Origin of the sequence: Paenibacillus algorifonticola (genome assembly GCF_050481745.1) — a bacterium.
GTDB lineage: Bacteria > Bacillota > Bacilli > Paenibacillales > Paenibacillaceae > Pristimantibacillus > Pristimantibacillus algorifonticola_A.
In genome coordinates, this window is record NZ_JBCNGR010000016.1 from 82,512 (window position 1) to 106,670 (window position 24,159).

Consider the following 24,159-nt stretch of genomic DNA (forward strand, 5'->3'; position numbering starts at 1 on the left):
TTTCCGTGTGACATTCATGAATATAAGGTAATAAAATCAATTATATAAACTATTTTCATTTTTTAAAATAAAAAGGGTTGACTTGTTAAAAGTCGATATGCTAGTATGAGAAGCATCAAGTCAAACATGAATTAAAGCGTTAAAGCATTGAAGTGGAATGCGTGATCGGTAAGCCGATTCCATTGCGAGACCAATAACGAAGAGGAAAGGAAGGTGCGGGAAATGAAAAACACAGCAGAACAGCTTATGAATTGGCAAGCGGAGCTTGATTTACATCAGTATGAGCAAGTGCAGAGCGGAACAGTTAAGCATCAGACGGATGAACAGCAGCATCCAGCTTTAGAAGAGATGAATGAAAACTTACATGTTGCCTGCATCGAACCGAATATTCGTCGTTTTTGCGTATCGCAGCCGGACTGCTCCAGCCTGAATAAAGGGGGAGAAGCGGCAGCCTGATCTTGAAGCACGGGGTAGAATAATTCCGATGATTCGCTATCTGTATACGTGAAGACTACTTGCACCCTAGGCGAGTGGTCCGTTTGTGTTTTCTCGCAACTTAGCTGAAGTAGGCTGAAGTCGGGGGAGGCAAGGCGGAGCCGAGAGGGAGAAAGTAGTTTTTTTATTGCAAAAATTGGAATAAACGCTCCTTTTTTGGTTTGATTCAGTAGTCATTTAATTAAGGCGCATTCGGCAAGCGGCTAAGCCACACGACTTTCACTCGTGGATACGGAGGGTTCGAATCCCCCATGCGTCACCATGGAGATTATGGTGAAAAGGCAAACACGTCAGGTTGTGGTCCTGATAAGTACCGGTTCGAGTCCGGTTAATCTCCCCAAGTAATGCCCCTTCGCCTAACGGTAGGGCAACGGTCTTTGACACCGTGCGTCTTGGTTCGATTCCAAGAGGGGCAGCCAATCCGATAGAGGGGGACATGTCCAAGGCAGGCGATTCGGAGTCCAAATCCGAATGAGGCGGGTTCGATACCCGCGCCCCTTGTTTTAAAGCAATTATTCCATTAAGGCGCATTCGGCAAGCGGCTAAGCCACACGACTTTCACTCGTGGATACGGCGGGTTCAAATCCCCCATGCGTCACCATTAATTTGTGCTTCTGGCGGAAATGGCAGACGCGGCGGACTTAAAATCCGCTGTCATTAAGACACTAAGGGTTCAAGTCCCTTGAAGCACACTAATCTCACTAAAGAAGGGAAGAAGCCTAATTGCTTTACAGGTGACGATGATGAAAATAAGAAAACATCTTCAATTGATTCACGACATGGAGTTTCACAATGTATCGGAAAGACGCCTCAATTTGGAGCAGGTGCATGATCGCATTGTCCGTTTTATGTCGCTTGATCCACATGCAAATTACAATTTCATGATCGGTACCGACTGCCAGGTGCATGCGGGACATACGACGATGATTACCGGCGTCGTTATCCAGCGTGAGGGCAAAGGGGCATGGGCCTGCTATCGGCAGGTCGTCATACCGCGGGAACTGAAATCCATTAAGGAGAAGCTGTCGCTGGAAACGTCGTACAGTGAAGAGGTTGCACTGTTTTTTGGTGGAGATCGCAGGACGCAAATGGAGGATATCGTGCTTCCTTTTGTATACAAAGGCGCATCCTTCGAAGCGTATATTGACGTTGATGCCGGAACCGATCCGGCTGTCAGCAAGACAGCTGCCTATGTGGCGGAAATGGTACTGCGTGTGGAAGCTATGGGGATGAAAGCTCGTCTGAAACCGGAAGCAATTGTCGCTTCTTCCTATGCGAATCGGCATTCCAAGAAGCCTTACCGCTTCGCGGCAAATGATGTTGTAGAAAAATAAATCATTTACTGCACGTTTGCTATACGGCTGGCGCTGGTTGTAAGCTAAAGAAAAGCAGCTTATCTATCGGTGCCTTGCTGTCCATTACATAAAAGAAGAATAAACACCAAATCAAAGCTCCGATTAAAAAAACGGCAAAAGGGGTAATCTATGGCAAGCGCGATGCCAGAAAGTTTGGCAAAAGATGAACCTTTAAAGGAGAGATACCGATGCCGAATACAACAAAACAATTGGAGCAGGAAATTATTGATGTGCTTCAAGCGAACCATGTTTGCTCGTTTGCTACCGTAAATGGCGATAAGCCGATGGTGCGTTATATGGCACTTTTCCATGATGGACTTAACTTATATTTGGCGACAAATCGCGATACGAGCAAGGTTGATGAGCTGCGGGCTAACCCGAATGTACATATTCTTGTCGGTTACGATGGCAAGCCATCTACCGATATTGTTCAAATTCAGGCTCGTGCCGAGTTATGTGCGGACGACAAGCTGCGTGAGAAGCTATGGAATGAAAACTTTAAGCAGTGGTTTGATGGACCTCATGATCCGGAATACATTATTATAGAAGCGTTCCCGGAGTATATTGAATACTCGAGAGACGGTGGCGAGACCAAGGTGTGGCTGCAATAGCCATCGATTAGCAGTAGTGGTTAACTAGAGCTTTCCATAAAAAAACAAACGAAAAGAGCCCGCTGCTTTCACTTTTATGTGAAGGCAGCGGGCTCTTTTGCTGCTATTGACAACCATGTAATTGTAATAGATTGAAGTGAAAAAGCACGATGCTACAGCCCGTAGACCAGCTCTAGCTTATGCCTTCACAAGCTCCTCTTGCTGGAGCTGCTCTGCTTTCTCAGCATCGCCAGTGGCTGCTGCCCCAGGCTGCTCCGCCTGCAGCTCTGCATATTGCTCCATAAAGAAGCTGGTCAGCTCGGTGCATTTTTTCGATAGAGTAGATACGGATACGCTGTACTTCTCGGCAAGCTCGGCTTTCGAGCTAGGAATGCTTTGAATTTCACAAATCAAATATTCCAAAGCCGCACAGTAAACGCCGGATTTACGGAAGGAAGGAATATTTGCATCCGTATATTCCTTCCACATAAACAGGGCAAGGCTAATTTGGGCAGGCGTGTAGCCATCCTTCATTTGTCCAGCCAGCTCACGGGCAAGCTCTCCATAGGACGGTGCTTCCCACACGAGCTCTTGATCCAGCAGACGCTCGATATCCGCGTACGATTGCAGCCCGCCGGAAGCTTGCGCCGCCGCCAAGCGGCGCTCTTCCTCGCGATCAAGCTCGATACAGCATTTTTTATATTTACGGCCGCTGCCGCAGTGGCATACATCATTTCTTCCTGGCTTTAACATGTTAAGTCTCCTTAGGCAAAAAGTTAATCGTACATAAGGAGCCACAAGGGGCAGCCTTCGCTTATGCACCCTTACCATGGTAGCGGTTTTGACGCATTCAGGCAAGGGGCGGCCGTAAATTCCTGCTCTTATTTAGGTCTAACGGGCACCAACATTCGTGCCAGATGGCGTGCCGGAGCCGATTAAATCGCTGCCAGTGGCCAGCTTGAGGAAGTTGCCAAGATTCGGCGATCCGTCTGCATTTCGGGTAACGGTTGGGGTCAAGCTCACGAAGTCAGCCGAGCTTGCAAGCAAGCCTTTGCCGTTTACGCTGGCATTGCTTTTCCACCAAACATTGGTATTTGAAACATCGGTTCCGCTTGTTTTGTCACTGGAGCCGCCGCCAAGACTCAGGTTATTGGTGAATATATGTGTGCCTAAATCAAAAGCGAAGTTGCTTTGTCCATTGCTCCATGAAGTATTGTTTTTCATGGAAATGGTGCCTGGGTTGCTGTTATAAGTGAAGCCATGCTTTTTGTTTTGGAAAGCGATGCTGTTCTCGACAATGTGATTGACGGCAATTTTTTCGCCGCCCAGCTTGAAGCCATTGCCATCGCTATCGGTGGTCGTTGTACCGTCGGACGTTTGGCCGTTTTGATAGGCGATGCTGTTGCGAATCGTTACAACTCCAATCGCTCCCGTATCGGTTTTTGAATAGAGATCCCAACCGTCATCCACGTTATACGCCGCAATACAGCCGTCGAAAACATTGCCCGGGCCAACCGTCAGCTTCGCCGCAAAGCCGTCTGCATCCTCTCCATTATCCGGGTCGTAGTTGTCGTGGGAATAAGAATTAATAATTTCATTGTATGCTGGCCACTCGCTGTAGCCGGCGGTGGATACATAACGTCCAAGCTGCAGACCCGTGTCGCGGTTATGATGCGTTTCAACATTTTCAATCCGGTTATAATTTCCGCCGATGAAGATGCCGTTATCACCAGCGCCCTTCACTTCAAGACCTTTCACAAACCAGTAGTGGCCATTAATTTGCAGACCGCGGTTCGTGGAGGCAAAAGCTTGTGCGGAGAAATCCAGCACAGGCTTCTCGCTGCCATAGGCGACAAGTCCTTTGCGTGCACTAACCGAGCTTCCGCTATTCGTGCGCTCAATCGTTACCGTTTCGGAAAAAGCGTAAGTGCCGCCGCGCAAATAGATCGTTTTGCCCGGTTGAATTTGCGTCAGCGCTGCTGCAAGCGTAAGCGGGCTGCTGATTGTGCCGCTATTGCTGGCAGAGCCATTCGCCGCTACGAACAGATCGCCTGCAGCTGGCGTTGGTGTAGCGGATGGTGCTGGTGTAGCTGTAGGGGTCGGAGTAGCTGTAGGAGTTGGAGTTGGAGTTGCTGTCGCTGTTGGTGTCGGTGTCGGCGTCGGCGTCGATGCCGAATCCGACACGATGACATTGTCGAATTTAGCAGCCGTCTTAAAGCTGACGAGACCAACAGCCCCTGAGGTCAGACTGGAGTCAGCGGCCGTCAGCACCTGCGTGCCATTCACATGCATAGTGATTGCCGATCCAGCCATCGTGAGTTTAACCGTATACCATGTACCAGCAGCAATGGGGTAGTCAACGGTTGCCAGAGTAGTCGTGGAACCGCTTACCTTTTTGCGTATTTCAAGCTTGCCGCTGCCGCTGTTATATAGCGACGCCGCATAAAAATTATTGCCATCCTGATAGCGTCCGGCTACATAAGTACGGTTCGTTCCATTAAAATTATCAATTTTCACTTTCGCTTCAACGCTGTAATCCGTCCAGGCCTGATTTCCTGCGGAAGTGCGGCCCTCTACGGAGCTTGTTTGGGCATAGGTGTAGGAGCCGCTATCCTGTACGACCGACCATGTACCGCTTGTCGACGTCCAGCCGGAAGCTGTTCCCGCTTCAAAATCAGCGCTGTAAAGCGTAGCCGCCTGAACTTTACCGAGCATGGATGTAAAAGGAAGCGCGAGACAGAAGCAGAGCAGGAAGGCGAGTGGTTTGATCCCCTTTTTCTTAAATAGCATAGTGGACATTGCGTTTATTTCCTCCTTTGTAATCGCTTAAATTGTATTTTATTCCATTCGACCTCCTTGGACACATCGTAAGGAATGAAAGCGATTCCAGCAATAATCATTACCTCACATGTTGTTTTAGCCGCGAAAAATGGGGCTTTTTCGATAGGTGGTATGTTTACCGAACGCTCAAGCCAAGCTTGTCATTTGGTTTCAGGAGCAGGGGAATGGGTAAGCATAGATGATAGGCATGACTAAGCGACAGAAGGGAAGCTTCACTATGCGTTTAACCCGATTGAACCAATTTTTCGTCAGCATTATATTAGTGCTGCTTATTTTGTACTTGTTTGCGCGCAACTCCGCCTTTTTTGACCCAATTATGCTTGCGCTGAAAATCATCTTTGTACCGATCGTGCTGTCGGTATTTTTGTATTATTTGCTCCGCCCATTGGTCGCACGCCTGCATCGCTGGAAGCTGCCGAAGCCGCTCTGCATTTTGCTCCTATATGTGCTCGCGGCTGCGCTCATTACGCTGCTCGGCATCGTCGTATGGCCGATATTGCAGCGCCAGCTGACGGGTTTGCTTGAGCAGCTGCCAAAGCTGGCGGATGATTTTCGAAGGCAGCTGGACCAGCTTCAGAAAAATCAAATTTTGTTTGGGATCGATCTGTCGAAATTTGATTTTGCAGGTTTTAATTTAATGGATAAAGCCGGGCCCTATTTAACGAAAAGCATTGCATCGGCAACCGATTATATGAAAAATGCCTTTTCTGTGCTCTCTAATTTTATAATTGTCGTATCTACGGCTCCGCTGCTGCTCTATTACATGCTGATGGATGACCGGGCCGCGGTCCAGAAGCTGCTGGATCGGGTCCCTGGGCGATACAAAAACGGTTTGAAAGAGACGCTTCAGGAGATGGACAAAGCGTTAAGCGGCTTTATTGTGGGCCGGGTTACGCTGTGCCTGCTGCTTGGCGGGATGGTGCTCGTTGGCTTCCTTCTAATCGGCGTGCCCTATCCGCTAGTGCTTGCGCTCTTCATTGCTTTGATGAATATGATTCCGTATATTGGGCAATTTTTAGGGCTTATCCCTTGTGTGATCGTGGCGTTTATCGATGAGCCTTCGTCCGTCATCTGGGTTGTGGTCGTCATTATGCTGGCCCAGCAAATTGAAGGCAACATTTTGTCCCCATATATTTATGGGCGAAGGCTGGACGTTCATCCCATTACAACGCTGCTGCTTATTCTCGTCTCAGGGACGCTCGGCGGCATCATCGGCATCATGGTTGCGATCCCGGTTTATTTGCTTGTGAAGATCATCGTCGTGCGGATTTATAATCGCTGGGAAAAAACTGTCACCTAATAGGCTCCCTTCACGTATGAACAGATTAGGTTTGTTCTCATTTTGTTCATATAAATAGAAGGGAGAGGTTTAATTGAACACTGAAATAAACAGACCGCAAGGAAGCCAGAAGCCGCTTAATCCAAAAACGGTAAAAAAGGCGATCATCGGGGCAGCCATCGGCATCGTAGCCGTTACGCTCGGATTTTCATCTTTTTATACGGTGCAGGAGCAGGAGCGGGCGGCGATTTTGACATTCGGACAGTATACGGGGGAATCGACGGCGGGGCTGCATTTTAAGTTTCCATATCCGATTCAGCAAGTTGTAACGGTGCCAGCTGAGCTGGTGCAGCGCATTCATATCGGGTACCGTCAAAATGGCGATAGCGTGACACCCGTTGACGACGAAGCGCTTATGATTACCGGGGATGAAAATATCGTATCGGCCGACGCCGTCGTCCAGTGGAAAATAAGCAATTTGCATGACTATTTGTACAATATTGATGATCCGGAGCGCTTTCTGCGCAATGCGGCAAGCTCCTCCATCCGTTCGGTTATCGGTTCAGAGAAGCTCGACTATGCGATTACGGATGGGAAAACCGTTATTCAGGATAAGGTGCGGGAGAAGCTGCTGGAGCTGCAAACGAAATATCAAACCGGCATTCAAATTATGGACATTAAGTTCCAGGATATTGAGCCGCCAAGCGGCCAGGTAGAGGAAGCGTTCCGCGAAGTCACAAATGCCCGCGAGGAGAAAAATACAAAGATCAACAACGCGGCAAAATATGAAAACGATCGCATTCCAAAGGCGCGCGGTGAAGCACAGGCGCTGCTCGAAAATGCCGAGGCAGAGAAAAAGTCGCGGATCTTGAACGCCGAGGGCGACGTGGCGAAGTTCAATGCGATTTTTGCCGAATATAAAAATAATCCAGACGTTACGCAAAGCCGTCTAATCCTTGAGACGCTGGAAAAAATATTGCCGAACGCGCAAATTTTCATTACAAACAATAATGGAGATACGGTGAATTACTTGCCGCTTAATGAGCTGCTTCGCAGCAAAAGTGCTTCTTCCAGCAGCTCGAGCAATTCGCAAACCCCTGCTCCGCAGGCGGAAGGGGGCGTAACACCATGAAGAAAAACCAATTGATGCTGCTAGTCGGCCTTGTGCTCGTCGTCATTCTGGGCGCAGGCTCGATGTATATCGTAAAGGAAGGCGAATACAAGGTCGTGCTGAAGTTTGGGGAAGCGGTGCGGGTTGCCGAAACGCCGGGCCTCAAGCTGAAAATTCCATTTATCGAAAATGTATCGCCATTACCGAAATACCAGATGACGTACGAGAGCAATCCAACGTCGATTTTGACGAAGGATAAGAAGCCGATCATCGTGGACAATTACACCGTTTGGCGCATTACGAACCCGGAGCAATTTCTGAAAACGGCGCAGACGGTAAGCGCTGGCGTCCAGCGTATCGATGAAGCGGTCTACAATTCGGTGCGGCGCAAGCTGTCCGAGGTCAATTACGATAATATTATTAGTGAGCAGACGGAGCGCGGCAATATTAATGATGAAATTACGCGCGACGTAGCTGAGGCGCTGAAGCGCGACGATTATGGCGTTGAGGTAGTTGATGTGCGCATTAAGCGGACGGATTTGCCTGAAGGCAATAAACAGAGCGTGTACAATCGGATGATTTCCGACCGTCAATCCATCGCGGCGCGTTATTTGTCCGAGGGTGATGAGGAATCGCGCAAAATTACAGCGAAGGCTGACCGCACCGCAAGCGAGCTGATGTCGCAAGCTCAGGCTGATGCGAAAAAAATCGTTGCCGAGGGCGAGCAGCAGGCGGCGAAAATCTACAATAAGGCATACGGACAGGACCCGGCGTTCTATAATTTCTACCGGACGCTGGACAGCTATGTGACGACGCTCAAAAACGAGCCTGTCATCATGCTGCCAATCGACTCGCCATATGCGAAAATATTGCTGGGCAAATAAAGAGCCAGCTTGTGGCTGAATAACGAGGCGGGGAAGAGCAGTGCTCTTCCCCGCCTTTTTTTGTCGCCTTCAGGCAGGTGTACAAACCAATTGTGGTGCTGCTGCACTTCCTAATAAGAGCGAGCGAATGATGCTCGCGCCTGAAGGGAGGGTGACCGATGGCTGAAAGGATACAGGATTTTATTCCGGCGGGCAGGAATAACCGTCCCGGCAACGCCATTCAAGGGCCGAAATATGTGACGGTACATGATACAGCGAACAGCTCGAAGGGAGCGGATGCGCTTTCGCATGCCAAATATTTAAAAGGCAGTGCCGCCGCCGCACTTCCCGTGTCCTGGCATTTTACGGTCGATGATACGAGGGTCGTGCAGCATTTGCCAGTGACCGAGCATGGCTGGCATGCAGGCGATGGCAATGGGCCGGGCAACCGCAGCTCAATCGGCATCGAAATTTGTGAAAATGCCGATGGCAACCGCAGCAAGGCGGAGGCGAATGCAGCGGCGCTCATTGCCGGGCTGCTGCGCCAGCTCGGGCTGCCGATTACGGCAGTTGTGCAGCATAACCACTGGAGCGGCAAAAACTGTCCGCATACGTTTCGGAGCCGGCCGGGCAGCTGGGAAAGCTTTTTGCTGCAAATTAAAGCGCTGCTGGGCGATCCAGTGAAGCCAGAGCCGGAACCAGAACCAGAGCCGGAAAAGCCGGAGGAGGAGGGGGAGCCCATGACAGATGCGGAGCGCCAGCAGTTTGATGCGCTGGTGAAGCGGGTAACGGAGCTAGAAGCCAAGCACAGCATGGCGGTGCCAGCATGGGCGAAAGCAGCGGTCGCGGCTGCGGCAGCAGCTGGAGTCATCGACACGCCGGAAGGCGGATCGCTGGACTTTTATCGCTTGCTGACCGTGCTGTATCGCAAAGGGCTGCTGTAGGCGGCAGGGAGAGGCTGAACGCAGAGTGGAGGCGGCTCAAGCGAGCCGTCTTTTCGTCATTTTCGACCCAAAAGGGGAATAAACTGTTACAATGGATACTATAGCGGTAAATAGTTAGTCGGCAAAGGAGTGATGTGCAGAATGAAAAAAGGGCGGATTTTAGTCGATTTTCTAAGACAAAGCTGGCCTTTGTATGCCGTTGCCGTTCTGCTGCATGTCGCATCCAGTATCATTCAGGTGTTCTTTCCGCAGGTGCTGGGAAGGTTTACGGATGCGCTGCAAAATAACGGTTTATCGAGCGGGCTTATTCAAGAATACAGCCTGCTGCTGCTCGCCATCGGCGCGAGCTATGTTGTGCTGGCTTGTGTGGCGCAATTTCTCATTATGTACATTGGCAGACGTTTTGAGCGATTGACGCGCGGCAAGCTGTTTGTGCATTTTACAGGACTTAGCGAACGTTTTTATTCGAAAAATGGCGTCGGCAAGCTGCTGAGCTATGTCGTCAATGACGTCACTGGAGTGAGGGAGTCGATCTCGATGGGCGTCAATCAGACGGCCAGTGCGGTGACGTTGTTTTTCGCCGTCGTTACGATGATGCTTTACAGCGGCATCCCGCTGTTTTTGCTAGCCTCGTCCATTGTGCCGCTGCTGCTGATCCCGTTCATCGTAACGAGATTCGGGCCAGTCATTATGCAGCGCTCCAAAAAAGTGCAGGCCTCGCTCGCTACGATGACCGAGTCAGCGGAGGAGCAATTCGGGGGCATACGCGTCACGAAGAAATTTGCTGTTGAATCGGTCATGAATGAGCGGTTTTTCACGACCGTGGATCAAATCAAGGACAATCAGCTTCGTCTGGTCCGTGTATCTTCGATTTTTCAGGCGATTATCCCCTTTCTCGGCGCTTTGTCTTTAATTATAGCCATTTCGTTAGGCGGCTACTTAACGGTGAATGGCGAGCTGTCGCTGGGGCATTTTGTAGCATTGACGCTTTACATACGGATGCTCATGAACCCGCTTCAGCAAATCGGCACTGTCATTAATACGATGCAGCGCTCGCGGGCCTCATTGGAGCGGCTGAACGAGCTGCTGTCAGAGACGCCGGATATTCAGGAAAGCAAGGCAGCAGCCTCGCTTGATTTGCAGGGCAAGAGCATTCATGTTGCGGGACTGTCTTTTACTTATCCGGGGGCTCGCGAAGCGGCACTGCGCGATATTCAGCTGAACATTCGGCCGGGCATGACGATTGGCATCGTGGGAGCGACCGGCAGCGGCAAGACGACGCTTATGAAGCTGCTGCTGCGCACATATGAAGCGCCGATGGGCACCATTCGTTTTGATGGGACGGATATTCGCGACATTACACTTGAGAGCCTGCGCAGCCAAATCGGCTACGTGCCGCAGGATGGCTTTCTATTCAGTACCTCCATTCGCGACAATATTGCGTTTTCGGATCGGGGGCGTGAAATGGAGACTGTTGAGGAATCGGCAAGGCAGGCGCAAATTTTTGAAAATATTATGGCTTTTCCCGAACAGTTCGAGACGAAGCTTGGGGAACGCGGGGTGACGCTGTCTGGCGGGCAGCGCCAGCGAACGAGTCTTGCGAGAGGCTTCATCAAGCAGGCGCCGCTAATGATTTTGGATGACAGTGTCAGCGCTGTCGATGCTGTAACCGAGACGGAAATTATGAATACGGTACGCAGGATGCGCAAAGGGAAAACGACGATTATTGTAGCCCATAGAATTAGCGCGATCAAGCATGCCGATCAAATTATCGTCATGAAGGAAGGGACGATTGCGCAGCAAGGAACCCATGCCGAGCTGTCGGCGAAGCCGGGCTTATACGCATCGCTGTGCGCGATTCAGGAGGAGGGAGAAGCAGATGGCTAATTCCATTCGCAATTGGGAGGCTGACCAGAGGGCTGAACAGCAAACGGGTCAAAACCAGCCGAAGCCAGATATAAAATATATGTCAGCATTTCGGGCATTATCCGCCTTTGCTAAACCCCATAAATGGAGCTTTATGCTAATCTTCTTCTGTACGCTGCTTGCTATAGCGGCTGATTTGCTCCAGCCCTATCTAGTGAAAGTGATTATTGATGATCATTTGATGGCGGGCAAGGGGGAGTATCGCTCTATTATCGGTATAGGAGCCCTGTATTTGGGCTTAGCCGCAATGAGCCTGCTGTTTACCTACCTGCAGAACAATATGCTGCAATACACAGGGCAAAGCATTGTGGCGAAAGTCCGCAAGCAGCTGTTCGAGCACATTTCAAAACTGTCGATGTCTTATTTTGACCGGACCTCAAGCGGCAGCTTGATTACCCACGTTTCCAGCGATACGGAATCGCTGAATCAACTGTTCAGCCAAGTGCTGATGAGCGTGCTGCGCGATGGCATGACGCTGGTATTCATTATATTTTTGATGTTCCAATTGGACGCACAGCTGGCGCTTTATTGCTTGCTTCTGCTGCCGATTATTGCGGGCATCGCCATCGGTTTCCGTTCTTATATGCGCCGGACCTATCAGCGGGCGCGAACGCAGCTCTCCCGGCTCATAGCTTTTACTGCTGAGAACTTAGCCGGAATGAATCTAATCCAGGTTTTTCACCAGGAGAAGGAGCAGCAGCGGGAATTTATGGAGCGCAATGAAGGCTATTTCCGGGCTAATATGAAGGAAGTAAAGACGCAGGTATGGTTTCGCTGCTCCTTCGATATATTAAGTAATCTGTCTATTGCTTTCGTTACGTGGCTTGGCGGCATGGCGGTGCTGAACAAGCAAATCGAGTTCGGCGTCCTTTACGCGTTCATTACGTATATCCGCCAGTTTTTCCAGCCGCTTAATACGATTACGCAGCAGTGGAATACGCTGCAATCGGCGACGGTTGCGGTGTCCCGCATCTGGGGCATATTTGCGCTTAAGCCGGAGGTGGCAAGCAAGGAGAAGCCCCGTACGCTTGCGAAAGCGCAAATACGTGGCGATATTGAATTTGATCATGTTGTATTTGGTTACGACGATCGGACGCCTGTCATTCAGGGCTTGTCGCTGCGTATCCGGGCAGGGGAGCGTATTGGCATCGTCGGCACGACTGGTGCAGGCAAAAGCTCGCTGATCAGCCTGCTCTGCCGTTTCTACGATGTTCGCTCTGGCGGCGTGAGGATCGACGGCACGGATGTACGCGATATCGAGCAAGCGCAGCTGCACCGCATTGTCGGTCTCGTTCAACAGGAGCCCTATCTTTATTCTGGCAGCGTGCTGGATAATGTGAGGCTGTTCGATATGGACATTGATGAGGAAACGGTTATGGAGGCGTGCCGCCTAGTTGGGGCAGATGCTATTATCAAGCGGATGAGCGATGGCTATAATACGCGGCTGTCCGAGCGGGGAAGCGGCTTGTCTGCCGGCGAGCGGCAGCTGATCTCCTTTGCCCGAATAATCGTATTTCAGCCGAAAATTCTCATTCTTGACGAAGCGACGGCGAATCTGGATTCGTATAGCGAGCAGCTGCTGGAGCAGGCGCTTGCGATCGTATCGCAAGGACGCACGACGATTATTATCGCACACCGCCTTTCTACCGTCATGAAGGCTGATCGCATTATTGTGATGCGCAAGGGCGAAATTGCCGAGCAGGGCACACATTCAGAGCTGGTGAGACGGCATGGGTACTACGAAGAGCTGTATCGCCATTCGCGGGGCAAAGTATTCGCTTGAGCTGATTAAATGGAGCAAAAAATGGGTAATGATAGCGGGTATGCGTTTTGTCGAAAAAAGTAAAAAACCAGCAATGTACATTGGGATTTTTGTCATTTTATATTAGATTTGATATAGTTAACAGTATCAAGCTAAGGAGGGATCTCTTTGAGTATTGATCTAAGGAAGCAAGCGGAAGATAATTTGATTGATTTGAAGAAGAAAGCAACGATTTCCTTAACCAAGCGGGGGCTAGGGGGGCAGGTTGCTCGCGTGGCAGCCGTGTTCGATATTTCCGGTTCGATGACGAATTTGTATAGAAGCGGCATTATTCAAAAAACGGCGGAGCGCGCGCTTGCGCTTGCGATGAATTTCGATGATAACGGTGCGGCGGATGTATTCGCTTTTGGACTGAGCAATCATGAAATTGGGGAAATTTATCAAGCGAATTTTTATCAGTTTGTAGAGCGGGAAATTACGAGCAAGCATAAGCTTGAGATGGGTACGCAATATGCGGGTGTCATGAAGCAGATCGCAGATTTTTATTATCCGGGGGCATTGAAGCTTACCCGCAAGGGCGGTTTTCTCGGTTTGGGCGGCCGGACGGAATATGAAATTGATGCATCCAAGATTAAAAATGACCCGCCCGTGTATGTCCTATTTTTCACAGATGGGGACAACTCCGACAAAGAGGAGACGCGCGAGCTGATTCGCGGCTTGTCACGACTTGGGATCTTCTTTCAGTTTGTCGGCATAGGCAATGAGCGTTTCTATTTCCTGGACGAGTTGGACAATCTGGATGGCCGTTATATCGACAATGCGAATTTCCTTAAGGTGAAAAACCTCGATAAAATTTCCGATGACGATTTGTATGACAGCCTGCTTGTTGAGTTTCCGACATGGATTAAAGAAGCGAAAGAAAAGCAATTATTCTAAATAAATGTCATGTTAATCCAGCACATCCTTCCCTTTATAAAATCTTTATACGTTTCGCCAAAATTCTCTGAAACTTGTTGGGCGCTACATGCGTAGAAAAGGTAGAATCAAAACGAAAGCCACGGATGACGAAGCTGCTTCGCCTGATGTGGGAAGGAGGTGACCTCGAACATGAGTATTAATCTGGTTAAGGGACAGAAGATTGATTTGACCAAAGGAACCTCCGGTCTTACCAAGCTGATGGTTGGTCTTGGCTGGGACCCAGCGGTGGAAGAGAAAAAAAGCTTCTTCGGAATGGGACGGAAGCAGGCGGCTAACATTGACTGTGACGCTTCAGCTCTAATGCTGAATGCGAGCGGAAAGCTGGCAAGCCGCGAAAGCCTCATCTGCTTCTATAATAAACAGAGTGCCTGCAACTCGGTCATTCACTCGGGTGACAACATTACGGGTGAAGGGGATGGCGATGACGAGCAAATTGGCATCGATCTGGCGAAAGTGCCAGCCGACGTGGAGAAAATTTTAGTCGTTGTCAACATTTATGAAGCGGAAGCAAGAAAGCAGGATTTCGGCATGATACACTCGGCTTATATCCGGGTCTTAAATGCGAATAATATGCAAGAGCTGGTTAAGTTTAATTTGACGGATAATTACGCTGGCATGACCGCTCTTATTACAGGCGAGCTCTACCGTCACAATGGCGAATGGAAATTCAACGCTATCGGTGAAGGAGCCCAAGCGCCACATATTGATATATTGGCGGCGCGATACAAGTAATACCCATCCCATATAAATGAAAAGAGGTTTTTGACAATGGCAATTAACTTATCCAAAGGTCAAAAAGTAGACTTGACGAAAACAAACCCAGGACTTTCCAAAATTTTGGTAGGTCTAGGCTGGGATACGAATAAATATGACGGCGGCGGCCAATTTGACCTCGACGTATCGGTATTTCTTTTGGCAGCTTCAGGTAAAGTAGAAGGCGAGAAAAACTTCGTATTCTACAACAATACATCCAATGAGAACGGTTCCGTCGTACATACAGGCGACAATCGTACAGGCGAAGGCGACGGAGACGATGAGCAAATCAAAGTAGAACTGGCAGCTGTGCCTGCTGATGTAGAAAAAATAGCTTTCGCTATTACGATCTACGATGCAGAGACTCGCAACCAGAACTTTGGACAAGTTTCCAATGCGTACATCCGCATTGTGAATGAAGCAAGCAGCGAAGAATTGATCAAATTCGATCTGGGCGAAGATTTCTCGATCGAAACGGGCGTTGTTGTTGGCGAACTGTATCGCCACAGCGGCGAATGGAAGTTCAGCGCAATCGGAAGCGGCTATAAAGACGGCTTGGGCGGTCTGGCTCGCGACTTCGGCTTGAACTAACATTTAAAAGCATAACAGCAGGGGCAGGTCCTTTTTTCTCGCGAGCGATAGGGCGGGAGGGGAGGGCAAGCCCCTTTACAGCTTTTTTTCTACCTATCGAACCTCTAAAACATCACTCTTCTAGAAAGCGGGGAAAACATATGTCTATTAACTTGTCTAAAGGCCAACGTATCGATCTCACAAAAACAAATCCAGGATTGACCAAAGTAGTTGTCGGTCTGGGCTGGGATACGAATAAATATGCAGGCGGCAGCGAATTTGACCTTGACGCTTCTGCATTTTTGCTCCATGCTGATGGAAAGGCCAAGGGAGCCGAAGATTTTATTTTCTACAATAATAGAGAAACATACGGCGGGGCTGTGCTGCATACGGGCGACAACCGTACCGGCGAGGGTGAAGGCGACGATGAGCAAGTCATTATCGACTTCAGCAAAGTTCCAGCACATATCGTGCGTATCGGCATAACAGTTACGATTCATGATGCTCCTGTTCGCCAGCAAAACTTCGGTCAAGTGAGCAGTGCTTTCGTAAGAGTAGTCAATGAGGCGAATAACAACGAAGTGCTTCGTTTTGACCTTGGTGAAGAATTTTCGACGGAAACGGCAGTTGTATTCTGCGAATTTTACCGCCATGAGAACGATTGGAAGTTCCAGGCGATTGGAAGTGGCTTCGCTGGTGGTCTAGCCGATCTTTGCCGCAATTACGGCCTAGAGGTATGACGGTAGCGCTCGTAAAGGGGCAGAAAGCTGATGTAACCAAGTCTAATCCGGGTTTGACCCGGATTACGGCTGCACTGGGATGGTCAGCCCCTTCCTCCTTCGAAATCGATACTTCTGCGTTTTTGTTAGCTGCAAGCGGCAAGGTGCGAAGCGACAATGATTTGCTGTTTTACGGCAATCCTTCGAATGCTTTTCTATCTTATGTTGAATCGCCGGGCGGCAATGACCGCAAGCAGTTCAAGATTGATCTTTCCCGTACCGACGCTGCAGTCGAGAAAATCGCAATTACGCTGACCATTTACGATGGCGAAAAACGGAATCAGCAGTTCAGCGGGGTAAACGGCCTATACATACGTTTTCTGAATGAAAGTACGGGCCAGGAACTCATTCGTTATGATCTGCGTGAGCCTTTTTCGGTGGAAAATGCAATTGTTATCGGTGAGCTTTACAGGTACAATCAGGAGTGGAAATTTAATGCGATTGGGGCCGGCTATTCTGGCGGGCTGAAAGACTTATGCGGAAGCTACGGCATTGAAGTGAAGGACGAGCCCAAAGCTCCTGCTGCTCCTACGCCTCCTCCTGCGCCGCCAGTACCGCCTGCACCGCAGACGTCTTCTGCACCACGGAATCCGCTGATTCCGCCAGCGCCTCCTAAGCCACAGGAGACGCAAGGCTCGCGCATCGTCATTCCGCCAAGGCCTGGTTCTACGCCAGCGCCTGCACCATCTGCACCTGCTGCTTCGCAGCAGCCGACTTCAGAAGCGCCGAAAATCAACTTTTCCAAAATTGAGCTGAAGAAGAAGGGCGATGTCATTAATTTGACGAAGCAAAGCGGTGGCTTGGGTGAAATTTTGGTTAACCTCAATTGGAACCAGAAAGCCGGCGGCGGATTGTTCAAACGTACGGGTATTGATCTTGACCTCGCTTGCATGTATGAGTTGAAAGATGGCAGCAAAGGCGTAATTCAGGCGCTTGGCAACAGCTTCGGTTCCTTGAACAGAGCGCCATACGTGATGCTTGACGGCGATGATCGGACAGGCTCCGTAACGACGGGTGAAAATATCCGGATTAACGGAGAGAAAATTAAGGAAATTAAGCGTCTGCTCATTTTCACCTTTATTTACAAAGGGGTGACGCGCTGGTCCGAGGCTGACGGAGTCGTCACGCTTAGCCAGCAAGGCGGCCCGGATATTGTCGTTAAGCTGGATGAATACGACAATGGACAGGCGATGTGTGCAATTGCGATGATTACGAATGTGAACAATGAAACGTTCAGCATTGAGCGGATTGTTCGGTATTTTGAAGGGCATCGGAAGCTTGATAGTGCTTTCGATTGGGGTCTCAGCTGGGTTGCAGGAAGCAAATAAAATGGAGGTTAGAATGAAGTGGACTGGCTATCGAATTTTTTCAGAAGCATTGTGGAGAACTACGGACATTTCTTTGATTGGAATGCAGTAGTAACTACCCTCTCCGACCCTGTCAGCTGGGGAATTATTGGAACACTGATTATATTGGAAGGACTGTTGTCCGCCGATAATGCGCTTGTGCTCGCTGTTATGGTTAAGCATTTACCGAAGGAGCAGCAAAAGAGAGCGTTGTTTTACGGTATTTTGGGCGCTTATATTTTCAGGTTTCTGGCGATTGGCTTTGGTACGTATTTAGTTACGTTCACAGCCGTCAAATTCCTAGGTGCGGCTTATCTCTTGTACATCGCTTATAAAGGCTTGTTCAAGGGCGGCGGCGAAGACAGTGTTGAAAACAAAGGGCAATCGTTCTGGAGAACGGTTATCGCTGTAGAATTAATGGATATTGCATTCAGTATCGATAGCGTTATCGCGGCATTTGGCGTCAGCAAGGAAGTATGGGTATTGTTCCTTGGCGGTATTCTCGGCGTTCTGATGATGCGCGGCGTGGCCCAAGTATTCCTCAAGCTGATTGAGAAAATTCCTGAGCTGGAAAAAACGGCATTTTTCCTCATTGCGTTAATCGCAGTTAAAATGGTTTTGGGGGCTTTCCATATCGAGATCCCTCACCTCTACTTCTTTGCCCTAATTGGCCTTTTGTTTGGCGGTACGATTGTACTAAGCCTCATGAAACAAAAGAAGGGTACTTCAAACAGCAACTAGACCATGTTTAAATAGCGGTTTATGCGGGTAATGATCCCTTAATCCCTCCTGGTTAAAGGGGGGATTATTTTTTTTATGAGTAGATCGCGTATTTGGCGATCGGGGCCGAGTAATTGGAACAGTGTCGATTACTGGAATGAATCAGGAGGAAACCGGAATGCGATACTTTGATTATTTTACCTGGGAGGAAGAAGAAGCGGTTTTCTTCTCGGCACCTACCCCATTCGATCATACGACGGAGCGGGAGCTTCTCGCTTATGCCGTCGGAGCTGCTTTGTATTGTCCGGCTACCCGCCCCACGATTTCCGAAGATATTTTAAACCGCAAGCATGAAGGTTTGACGACGATGGTCATTGACCTGGAGGATGCGGTTGGCGACCATTTGGTGGAGATGGCAGAGGAGTCCCTGCTGCAGCAAATTTTTCGTTTATCCTCTTTTTTGAAAATTGGTTCGTTATCGCGTGATCATCTTCCTCTACTATTCATTCGCATTCGCAGCGCGCAGCAGCTTGCCCGTATGATCGAGCGGCTGGAAGAAAAGATCAGCCTGATTACCGGCTTTATTTTTCCGAAATTTACAGCAGCAAACGGCGAAGCTTATTTTAGTCAAATCGCTGCTTTTAACCGTCAGCAAAGTGTTGGCTCACCGGTGCTTTATGGGCTGCCCATACTAGAAACGCCTGCTATCATTTATCGCGAGTCACGCCTGGAGGAATTGCTGGCCATTAAGCAGCTTCTCGATCGTTATCAGCGTTATGTGCTCAATGTGCGTATTGGAGCGACAGACTTCTCCAGTTTATTTGGCCTGCGCCGCAGCAAAACCATGACCATATACGATATTCTTCCTGTTCGCGATTGTATGGCGGATATTATAAATATATTTGGGCGAATGGACGCCTCATATGTCATCTCGGGACCCGTATGGGAATATTTTTCGAGCAGCAAGCAGGCTTCTGTTCCTTCATTGTTTCCGCTACAGCCGGAGCAGCTGCCTGGAAAAGGAGAGCGCTGGCCCCTGCGGCATTCGGCAGCACCAGAAACGGATGGCCTGCTGCGCGAAGTCATGATGGACAAGGAAAACGGCATTATTGGCAAAACGATTATACACCCGTCGCATATTCGGCCGGTGCAATCGCTCTATGCGGTGACGTATGAAGAATATATCGATGCACAGAGCATTATTGCTAGCCATAACGGCTATGTAGGCGTGCTTAAGAGCGATTATGCCAATAAGATGAATGAAGTGAAACCCCATATGAATTGGGCTAATCGCGTAATTGCAAGATCAAAAATATACGGGGTGCTGCATGAAGAACAACATTTTATCGCCTTACTCGCAAGCCAAGAGCAAGCATACGTATAACATTGTAGATGATCTTAAAGTATCGGTAACGGTAACAGCAAACCCATTCGGATTATCCCCGGATACACTGTTTGCCATGGCAGCGCGCATGAACAAGAAGCGGGCCTTTCTGTTTGTCAGCAAAGTACTGGGCAAGCATCTTCCTGTTAATCCTTATACTTCGCTGCTTAGCGGCGCGGCATTGTCTCTGCTGCTTTATAAAAGGTACGCTGCGGATGAACAGCAGCATGCTCTGGCTAATGAACTGCTGGATGCCGCTATTGAAGGTTTGACTAATCCGGGACGTTCAGAGCAGGTGTACCATCAAGTGATTGAAGCTAATCTAAAGCTGCCTGAGCAAGCGCTGTTTATCGGTTTTGCAGAAACAGCAACAGCACTTGGGCATAGCATGTATCGCGTGTTCAGTGAAGACTGCACCTATCTTCATACGACTAGGGAGCAGATTCCGGCGATGGAATCGCTCATTAGCTTTGAAGAGGAGCATTCCCACGCGGTTGCACATCGATGCTACGCTTTGGATGCGGCCTTTTTTAACGGTAATGAGCCGATCGTTCTCGTCGATGATGAGCTAACGACTGGTAAAACAGCCTTGAACATAATACGGGATATCCAAAGGCAATTTCCCCGTCGACAATATATAGTAGCATCGCTGCTCGACTGGAGAACAGAAGCGGATGAGCAGCGTTTTGTGGAAGCAGCACAAGAGCTTGGCGTATCGATTGAAGTATTATCGCTAATGAAGGGCGCAATTAGGGTGGAAGGCAGCTCGCCCGAGCAGGTAGCAGCCAGCGCTCAGACTCTGGCTGAAACGCCTGCGAGCGGTCGCCTGAATAAAGTGTATTTGGACGAGCTGTTCGAGCTCGCATCCTACAGCTCGGTTGATTCAGCGGGAGCGGAGAATGCTTCGCCTTATGTGGCAGGAACGGGACGCTTCGGCGTTCGCTCCAGCGATAATGGGACGCTGGATGCCAGTGTTGCAGAAGCAGGTGCGAAGCTGAGAAGCATTAGAACAGGCGAGCGCACATTATGTCTGGGCACGGGTGAGTTTATGTATATCCCGATGCGAATAGCGGCGGAGCTGGGGCAAGGTGTATTTTACCATTCAACGACGAGAAGCCCTGTTCATCCCATTGATAAGCCAGATTATGCGATTAAATCGGGACAGGCGTTTCCATCACCGGAAGATGAGCAGGTGAGGAACTTTTTTTATAATGTCGGTGCCTTGCAATACGACGATTGCTTTATTTTTGCAGAGCGTGACTGGCCGGAGGATCGTCTTGCTCCATTGCTGTCGGCGCTGCAAGCATGCGGATTTGGGCAAATCAACGTCATAGTTTGCGGTCCATCAAAGGGCAGTCATAAGGAGGAAAAGGCATGAGCAGAAGCTTGCTTGAACAACGGTTGCAAAAACCGATCAGGGCTCCGAAGCCGCTTGGCAGCTATAAGCCTTCCGACGTCGTTTTTTTATTGAAGGATTTGAGTGATGTGCAGTTGGAGCGGGGAACCGAGGATCGTGAGGAAGCGATCCAATCCGGCGTGCATTATTCGGAAATGCTGCCCGTCGAATATCAGCCAACACCTGAATATATTCGATTGTTTCACCAGACATTGACGGAGTCTGCGCAGCGGGTAGCACTTGCTGCGGGCATCGTTGCGGAGCAGGTAGTAGCGCGCAGCGGCAAGCACACGGTAATTGTTTCTTTAGCGAGAGCGGGCACGCCAATTGGCATACTTATGAAACGCTACATAGCGGAGCAGTGTGGGCTTGATGTGCCTCATTACAGCATCTCGATCATTCGCGGCAAGGGCATTGATGAAAATGCGCTGCTTTACATTTTGCAGCAGCATGGGCCCGAAGCGAAGCTTCAATTCGTTGACGGCTGGACGGGTAAAGGAGCGATTACACAGGTTCTGATTGAAGCATGTCGAACCTTTAAGCAGAAGTATGGGATCGAGCTAGATGCGGAGCTCGCGGTACTTGCCGATCCAGCCTGCAGCTCAAGTATATTCGGTACCCGCGAGGATTTCCTCATTCCGAGTGCTTGCCTTAATTCTACCGTGTCCGGGCTGATGAGCCGCACGGTATTGCGGGGCGATATGATTGGGCCGGATGATTTTCATGGAGCGAAGTTTTATAAGGAATGGATGAAGGATGATCTGTCGAATCATTTCATCGATACGGTATCCGCGTATTTCAGCCAAATATCGCAGCAGGCGAAGCAGGAAGCTGTGAAGCTGATGGACGAGAAGGCTGAGGTAACTTGGCAGGGGCTGAAGGATATAAAAGCGATTCAAAAGCTTTACGGCATCGAGGATATTAATTTGGTGAAGCCGGGCGTTGGGGAGACGACACGGGTGCTGCTGCGGCGCGTGCCTTGGAAAATTCTCGTTGACCGCCTGGATAACCCGGGGCTCCAGCATATTTTGCTGCTGGCTAGCGATCGCGGCGTTCCGGTGGAAGTGTTCCCTGAACTGACGTATTCCTGCTGCGGCATTATTAAACCGAAAAATAAGAAGGCGGATATTGCTGCTTCCGCCGAGGAGGAAGCTGTATGATTTTCGCCAGTGATCTTGATCAGACGCTCATTTATTCCACGAGATCGATGGGACTGGATGGTGCGGAGGGCTCGGGGCTTGTGATGCCCGCAGAAACGAAGGATGGTCAAGTGCTGTCGTATTTTTTGACGGAAATGCTGCCTCTGCTGCAAGCTATCGCGCAGGAGGTTCATTTTATTCCGGTGACGACTCGGACGATGGAGCAGTACAATCGAATTGAGCTGTTCCGCGATCATATAGCGCCAACTTATGCGATTACGAGCAATGGCGGCAATATTTTGGTGAATGGCGCACGAGACGTTGCTTGGAGCGCACATATCCAGACGCTTATCGCGGCTAGTGCGGCTCCGGCGGCGGAAATTAAAGCGATTTTCGATGAGGTGGCGAGTACGGATTGGATTCATGGCGAACGTTATTGCGACGAGCTTTTTTTCGCCTACGTCATTGATCGCGAGCGGATGCCAACCGAGCAGGTGAACCGTGCTGTGGAACGAATTACGGCGCTTGGCTGGAAAGTGTCGGTACAAGGACGCAAAATATATCTTGTGCCAAATGAGGTGAGCAAAAGCGCGGCGCTCTTGCACTTGAAGCAGCAGCTTGGGGCGACGGTCGTTGCTGCCTCCGGCGATTCCTTGCTGGATCAGTGCCTGCTGGATGCGGCAAGCCATGCGATTGCTCCAAGGCACGGCGAGCTGTTTCGCCAGGAGCAGCGTGAGCCGGGAAATTTGGCTTACACGTTTACAACACATTCGGGCATTAGGGCATCGCAGCAAATTTTGGACTTTGTGTCCACTGTATTGGCTGAGTTTAAGACAGCAGCAGCAGTAGAAAGGAAGGCGAACGTATGAGCAACGTAACAAAAGTATGGTTTAACCGCTGGTTTTCGGTCGCTTATCATTATATGAATGCGATTCGTAACAATAGCGACGGAGCAGCCTTTGAGCTGTACGGCACGCATTCCGATCCGAAGCATATGTCGCTGCAGGCTTGCGATGTGGCGGAGGTTGAGCCGCCCTTTAAAGGGGAGGCTTATGTTGATTTTTGTATTGATTTCTGTTTGAGGTATAAAATAGATGTGTTCGTCCCAAGACTGAATATGCTGGATATTGTGAAGAGCATCAAGCGTTTTGATGAAATAGGCGTTAAAGTCGTCGTCTGCCAGGATGAGGAGCTGCTCGGCAAGCTGATGGTCAAGGATCAGTTTTATGAATCGGTGAGCGAAAGCGGCATTATGGTCATTCCTGATTATCATGTTGTTTCAACGGCAGAGCAGTTTAAGGCGGCCTACGACGATTTGGTATCCAAGGGGCATCGCGTCTGCTTTAAACCAACGGATGGCGAAGGTGGACAAGGCTTCCGCATCATTGACAATGAGCGCGACAAGCTGGCGGATTTGTTCGGGTCCGTGTCGCGTGCGCTGCCGTTTGAAGAGGTGTACCGTACCTTATCGGCCGTCCCGCAGTTTGGCGATTTAATGGTGATGGAGTTGCTTGACGGGTTTGAATACAGTATTGATTGCCTAGCTGCGCCAAATGGGGAGCTGCTTGCCGCAGTTCCGCGCCGTAAAGCGGGCGGTCGTCTGCGTCTGCTCGACAATGTGCCGGAATTACTGGAAATTGCCCAAAGGGTTTCAGAAACGTACAAAATCCCTTACAATTATAATATACAAATGAAATACAAAAATGGAGTGCCCAAGCTTCTGGAGATTAATCCGCGGATGTCTGGCGGTCTCCATGTTTCCTGTCTAAGCGGCATCAACTTTCCTTATCTGGCGGTCAAGCTGGCGCTTGGGGGAGAGGTGGGCAAGCTGACGCCTGAGTATGGCGTGCTTGCGAGCCACGTTGAGCAGCCGATGCGTTTGACAGCATTCGAATAGAAGCGAGTGGCACAGCAGGTTGGAGGGTGAG

The 24,159-nt window shown here is 49.7% G+C and carries 21 protein-coding genes, 6 tRNA genes and 2 pseudogenes; 26 read left to right on the plus strand and 3 right to left on the minus strand.

Annotated elements, in window-relative coordinates:
* The first annotated feature begins 222 nt into the window (after positions 1–222).
* From ABEW34_RS15635 to ABEW34_RS15675, 9 genes are all read left to right on the plus strand, one after another.
* Positions 223–456: a hypothetical protein gene (locus tag ABEW34_RS15635; RefSeq protein WP_430160118.1), complete on the plus strand. Its 234-nt coding sequence runs from the start codon at positions 223–225 to the stop codon at positions 454–456.
* A gap of 224 nt (positions 457–680) precedes the next feature.
* Positions 681–757 (plus strand) — tRNA-Glu (locus ABEW34_RS15640).
* Positions 758–759: 2 nt separating this feature from the next.
* Positions 760–835, plus strand: a tRNA-His gene (locus tag ABEW34_RS15645).
* A gap of 5 nt (positions 836–840) precedes the next feature.
* Positions 841–914: transfer RNA gene (locus ABEW34_RS15650), tRNA-Gln, on the plus strand.
* Positions 915–923: 9 nt separating this feature from the next.
* A tRNA-Trp gene (locus ABEW34_RS15655) sits at positions 924–996 on the plus strand.
* 23 nt (positions 997–1,019) lie between these two features.
* Positions 1,020–1,096: transfer RNA gene (locus tag ABEW34_RS15660), tRNA-Glu, on the plus strand.
* A gap of 7 nt (positions 1,097–1,103) precedes the next feature.
* A tRNA-Leu gene (locus ABEW34_RS15665) sits at positions 1,104–1,187 on the plus strand.
* 51 nt (positions 1,188–1,238) lie between these two features.
* Positions 1,239–1,829 (plus strand): ribonuclease H-like YkuK family protein, encoded by a 591-nt coding sequence (locus tag ABEW34_RS15670; protein WP_430160119.1) that lies wholly within the window; start codon positions 1,239–1,241, stop codon positions 1,827–1,829.
* 209 nt (positions 1,830–2,038) lie between these two features.
* Entirely contained in the window at positions 2,039–2,461 is a 423-nt protein-coding gene (locus ABEW34_RS15675; protein ID WP_430160120.1) for a pyridoxamine 5'-phosphate oxidase family protein, read from the plus strand.
* Positions 2,462–2,638: 177 nt separating this feature from the next.
* Here the strand turns inward: ABEW34_RS15675 and ABEW34_RS15680 are convergent, their stop codons facing one another.
* The 3 genes and pseudogenes from ABEW34_RS15680 to ABEW34_RS15690 all read right to left on the minus strand — a co-directional run.
* Positions 2,639–3,193, minus strand: a complete 555-nt coding sequence (locus tag ABEW34_RS15680; RefSeq protein ID WP_430160121.1) for an SEC-C metal-binding domain-containing protein — start codon at positions 3,191–3,193, stop codon at positions 2,639–2,641.
* Between the two features lie 138 nt (positions 3,194–3,331).
* A pseudogene (locus ABEW34_RS15685) lies at positions 3,332–4,504 on the minus strand (right-handed parallel beta-helix repeat-containing protein); the annotation flags it as partial.
* Between the two features lie 126 nt (positions 4,505–4,630).
* A pseudogene (locus ABEW34_RS15690) lies at positions 4,631–5,239 on the minus strand (LamG-like jellyroll fold domain-containing protein); the annotation flags it as partial.
* Positions 5,240–5,498: 259 nt separating this feature from the next.
* Between ABEW34_RS15690 and ABEW34_RS15695 the strand changes: the two are divergent.
* The 17 genes from ABEW34_RS15695 to ABEW34_RS15775 all read left to right on the plus strand — a co-directional run bounded on the left by ABEW34_RS15695 (position 5,499) and on the right by ABEW34_RS15775 (position 24,128).
* The gene (locus tag ABEW34_RS15695; protein WP_430160122.1) at positions 5,499–6,581 is read left to right on the plus strand and encodes an AI-2E family transporter; all 1,083 of its coding nucleotides are present in this window, start codon (positions 5,499–5,501) and stop codon (positions 6,579–6,581) included.
* Positions 6,582–6,654: 73 nt separating this feature from the next.
* Positions 6,655–7,692, plus strand: a complete 1,038-nt coding sequence (gene hflK, locus ABEW34_RS15700) for an FtsH protease activity modulator HflK (protein WP_430160123.1) — start codon at positions 6,655–6,657, stop codon at positions 7,690–7,692.
* Complete coding sequence (gene hflC, locus ABEW34_RS15705; protein ID WP_430160124.1) at positions 7,689–8,555, plus strand: protease modulator HflC; 867 nt, start codon at positions 7,689–7,691, stop codon at positions 8,553–8,555. The genes hflK and hflC overlap by 4 nt, the downstream gene beginning before the upstream one ends.
* A gap of 158 nt (positions 8,556–8,713) precedes the next feature.
* Positions 8,714–9,478, plus strand: coding sequence for a peptidoglycan recognition protein family protein (locus ABEW34_RS15710; RefSeq protein WP_430160125.1), 765 nt, complete (start codon positions 8,714–8,716; stop codon positions 9,476–9,478).
* Positions 9,479–9,619: 141 nt separating this feature from the next.
* Positions 9,620–11,365 (plus strand): ABC transporter ATP-binding protein, encoded by a 1,746-nt coding sequence (locus tag ABEW34_RS15715; protein WP_430160126.1) that lies wholly within the window; start codon positions 9,620–9,622, stop codon positions 11,363–11,365.
* A complete protein-coding gene (locus ABEW34_RS15720; RefSeq protein ID WP_430160127.1) occupies positions 11,358–13,187 on the plus strand; it encodes an ABC transporter ATP-binding protein in 1,830 nt (609 codons plus the stop codon). Before ABEW34_RS15715 ends, ABEW34_RS15720 begins: the two co-directional genes overlap by 8 nt.
* A 147-nt stretch (positions 13,188–13,334) precedes the next feature.
* Positions 13,335–14,102 carry a VWA domain-containing protein gene (locus ABEW34_RS15725; RefSeq protein ID WP_430160128.1) on the plus strand — a complete coding sequence of 256 codons (768 nt, stop codon included), beginning with the start codon at positions 13,335–13,337 and terminating at the stop codon, positions 14,100–14,102.
* Positions 14,103–14,273: 171 nt separating this feature from the next.
* Positions 14,274–14,876 carry a TerD family protein gene (locus ABEW34_RS15730; RefSeq protein ID WP_430160129.1) on the plus strand — a complete coding sequence of 201 codons (603 nt, stop codon included), beginning with the start codon at positions 14,274–14,276 and terminating at the stop codon, positions 14,874–14,876.
* Between the two features lie 36 nt (positions 14,877–14,912).
* The gene (locus ABEW34_RS15735; RefSeq protein ID WP_430160130.1) at positions 14,913–15,488 is read left to right on the plus strand and encodes a TerD family protein; all 576 of its coding nucleotides are present in this window, start codon (positions 14,913–14,915) and stop codon (positions 15,486–15,488) included.
* Between the two features lie 140 nt (positions 15,489–15,628).
* On the plus strand, positions 15,629–16,207 hold the full coding sequence (locus ABEW34_RS15740) for a TerD family protein (RefSeq protein ID WP_056034033.1): 579 nt from the start codon (positions 15,629–15,631) through the stop codon (positions 16,205–16,207).
* The gene (locus tag ABEW34_RS15745; RefSeq protein ID WP_430160219.1) at positions 16,204–17,574 is read left to right on the plus strand and encodes a TerD family protein; all 1,371 of its coding nucleotides are present in this window, start codon (positions 16,204–16,206) and stop codon (positions 17,572–17,574) included. The genes ABEW34_RS15740 and ABEW34_RS15745 overlap by 4 nt, the downstream gene beginning before the upstream one ends.
* A gap of 18 nt (positions 17,575–17,592) precedes the next feature.
* A complete protein-coding gene (locus ABEW34_RS15750) occupies positions 17,593–18,333 on the plus strand; it encodes a TerC family protein (RefSeq protein WP_430160131.1) in 741 nt (246 codons plus the stop codon).
* Positions 18,334–18,490: 157 nt separating this feature from the next.
* The gene (locus ABEW34_RS15755) at positions 18,491–19,696 is read left to right on the plus strand and encodes an HpcH/HpaI aldolase/citrate lyase family protein (protein ID WP_430160132.1); all 1,206 of its coding nucleotides are present in this window, start codon (positions 18,491–18,493) and stop codon (positions 19,694–19,696) included.
* Entirely contained in the window at positions 19,641–21,074 is a 1,434-nt protein-coding gene (locus ABEW34_RS15760; protein ID WP_430160133.1) for a phosphoribosyltransferase family protein, read from the plus strand. The genes ABEW34_RS15755 and ABEW34_RS15760 overlap by 56 nt, the downstream gene beginning before the upstream one ends.
* Entirely contained in the window at positions 21,071–22,252 is a 1,182-nt protein-coding gene (locus ABEW34_RS15765) for a cysteine protease StiP family protein (RefSeq protein WP_430160134.1), read from the plus strand. Before ABEW34_RS15760 ends, ABEW34_RS15765 begins: the two co-directional genes overlap by 4 nt.
* Positions 22,249–23,100, plus strand: coding sequence for an HAD family hydrolase (locus tag ABEW34_RS15770; protein WP_430160135.1), 852 nt, complete (start codon positions 22,249–22,251; stop codon positions 23,098–23,100). The genes ABEW34_RS15765 and ABEW34_RS15770 overlap by 4 nt, the downstream gene beginning before the upstream one ends.
* On the plus strand, positions 23,097–24,128 hold the full coding sequence (locus tag ABEW34_RS15775) for an ATP-grasp domain-containing protein (RefSeq protein ID WP_430160136.1): 1,032 nt from the start codon (positions 23,097–23,099) through the stop codon (positions 24,126–24,128). The genes ABEW34_RS15770 and ABEW34_RS15775 overlap by 4 nt, the downstream gene beginning before the upstream one ends.
* The last annotated feature ends 31 nt before the right edge of the window (positions 24,129–24,159 follow it).

Excerpts from the sequence above, each read along its gene's own strand:
- ABEW34_RS15670 (WP_430160119.1), top strand. The coding sequence starts at position 1,239 with ATGAAAATAAGAAAACATCTTCAATTGATTCACGACATGGAGTTTCAC.
- ABEW34_RS15720 (WP_430160127.1), top strand. The coding sequence starts at position 11,358 with ATGGCTAATTCCATTCGCAATTGGGAGGCTGACCAGAGGGCTGAACAG.
- ABEW34_RS15680 (WP_430160121.1), bottom strand. The coding sequence starts at position 3,193 with ATGTTAAAGCCAGGAAGAAATGATGTATGCCACTGCGGCAGCGGCCGT.
- ABEW34_RS15710 (WP_430160125.1), top strand. The coding sequence starts at position 8,714 with ATGGCTGAAAGGATACAGGATTTTATTCCGGCGGGCAGGAATAACCGT.
- ABEW34_RS15695 (WP_430160122.1), top strand. The coding sequence starts at position 5,499 with ATGCGTTTAACCCGATTGAACCAATTTTTCGTCAGCATTATATTAGTG.
- ABEW34_RS15740 (WP_056034033.1), top strand. The coding sequence starts at position 15,629 with ATGTCTATTAACTTGTCTAAAGGCCAACGTATCGATCTCACAAAAACA.
- ABEW34_RS15735 (WP_430160130.1), top strand. The coding sequence starts at position 14,913 with ATGGCAATTAACTTATCCAAAGGTCAAAAAGTAGACTTGACGAAAACA.
- ABEW34_RS15775 (WP_430160136.1), top strand. The coding sequence starts at position 23,097 with ATGAGCAACGTAACAAAAGTATGGTTTAACCGCTGGTTTTCGGTCGCT.
- ABEW34_RS15770 (WP_430160135.1), top strand. The coding sequence starts at position 22,249 with ATGATTTTCGCCAGTGATCTTGATCAGACGCTCATTTATTCCACGAGA.
- hflC (WP_430160124.1), top strand. The coding sequence starts at position 7,689 with ATGAAGAAAAACCAATTGATGCTGCTAGTCGGCCTTGTGCTCGTCGTC.
- ABEW34_RS15760 (WP_430160133.1), top strand. The coding sequence starts at position 19,641 with ATGAAGAACAACATTTTATCGCCTTACTCGCAAGCCAAGAGCAAGCAT.
- ABEW34_RS15745 (WP_430160219.1), top strand. The coding sequence starts at position 16,204 with ATGACGGTAGCGCTCGTAAAGGGGCAGAAAGCTGATGTAACCAAGTCT.
- ABEW34_RS15675 (WP_430160120.1), top strand. The coding sequence starts at position 2,039 with ATGCCGAATACAACAAAACAATTGGAGCAGGAAATTATTGATGTGCTT.
- ABEW34_RS15635 (WP_430160118.1), top strand. The coding sequence starts at position 223 with ATGAAAAACACAGCAGAACAGCTTATGAATTGGCAAGCGGAGCTTGAT.
- ABEW34_RS15765 (WP_430160134.1), top strand. The coding sequence starts at position 21,071 with ATGAGCAGAAGCTTGCTTGAACAACGGTTGCAAAAACCGATCAGGGCT.
- ABEW34_RS15730 (WP_430160129.1), top strand. The coding sequence starts at position 14,274 with ATGAGTATTAATCTGGTTAAGGGACAGAAGATTGATTTGACCAAAGGA.
- ABEW34_RS15755 (WP_430160132.1), top strand. The coding sequence starts at position 18,491 with ATGCGATACTTTGATTATTTTACCTGGGAGGAAGAAGAAGCGGTTTTC.
- ABEW34_RS15715 (WP_430160126.1), top strand. The coding sequence starts at position 9,620 with ATGAAAAAAGGGCGGATTTTAGTCGATTTTCTAAGACAAAGCTGGCCT.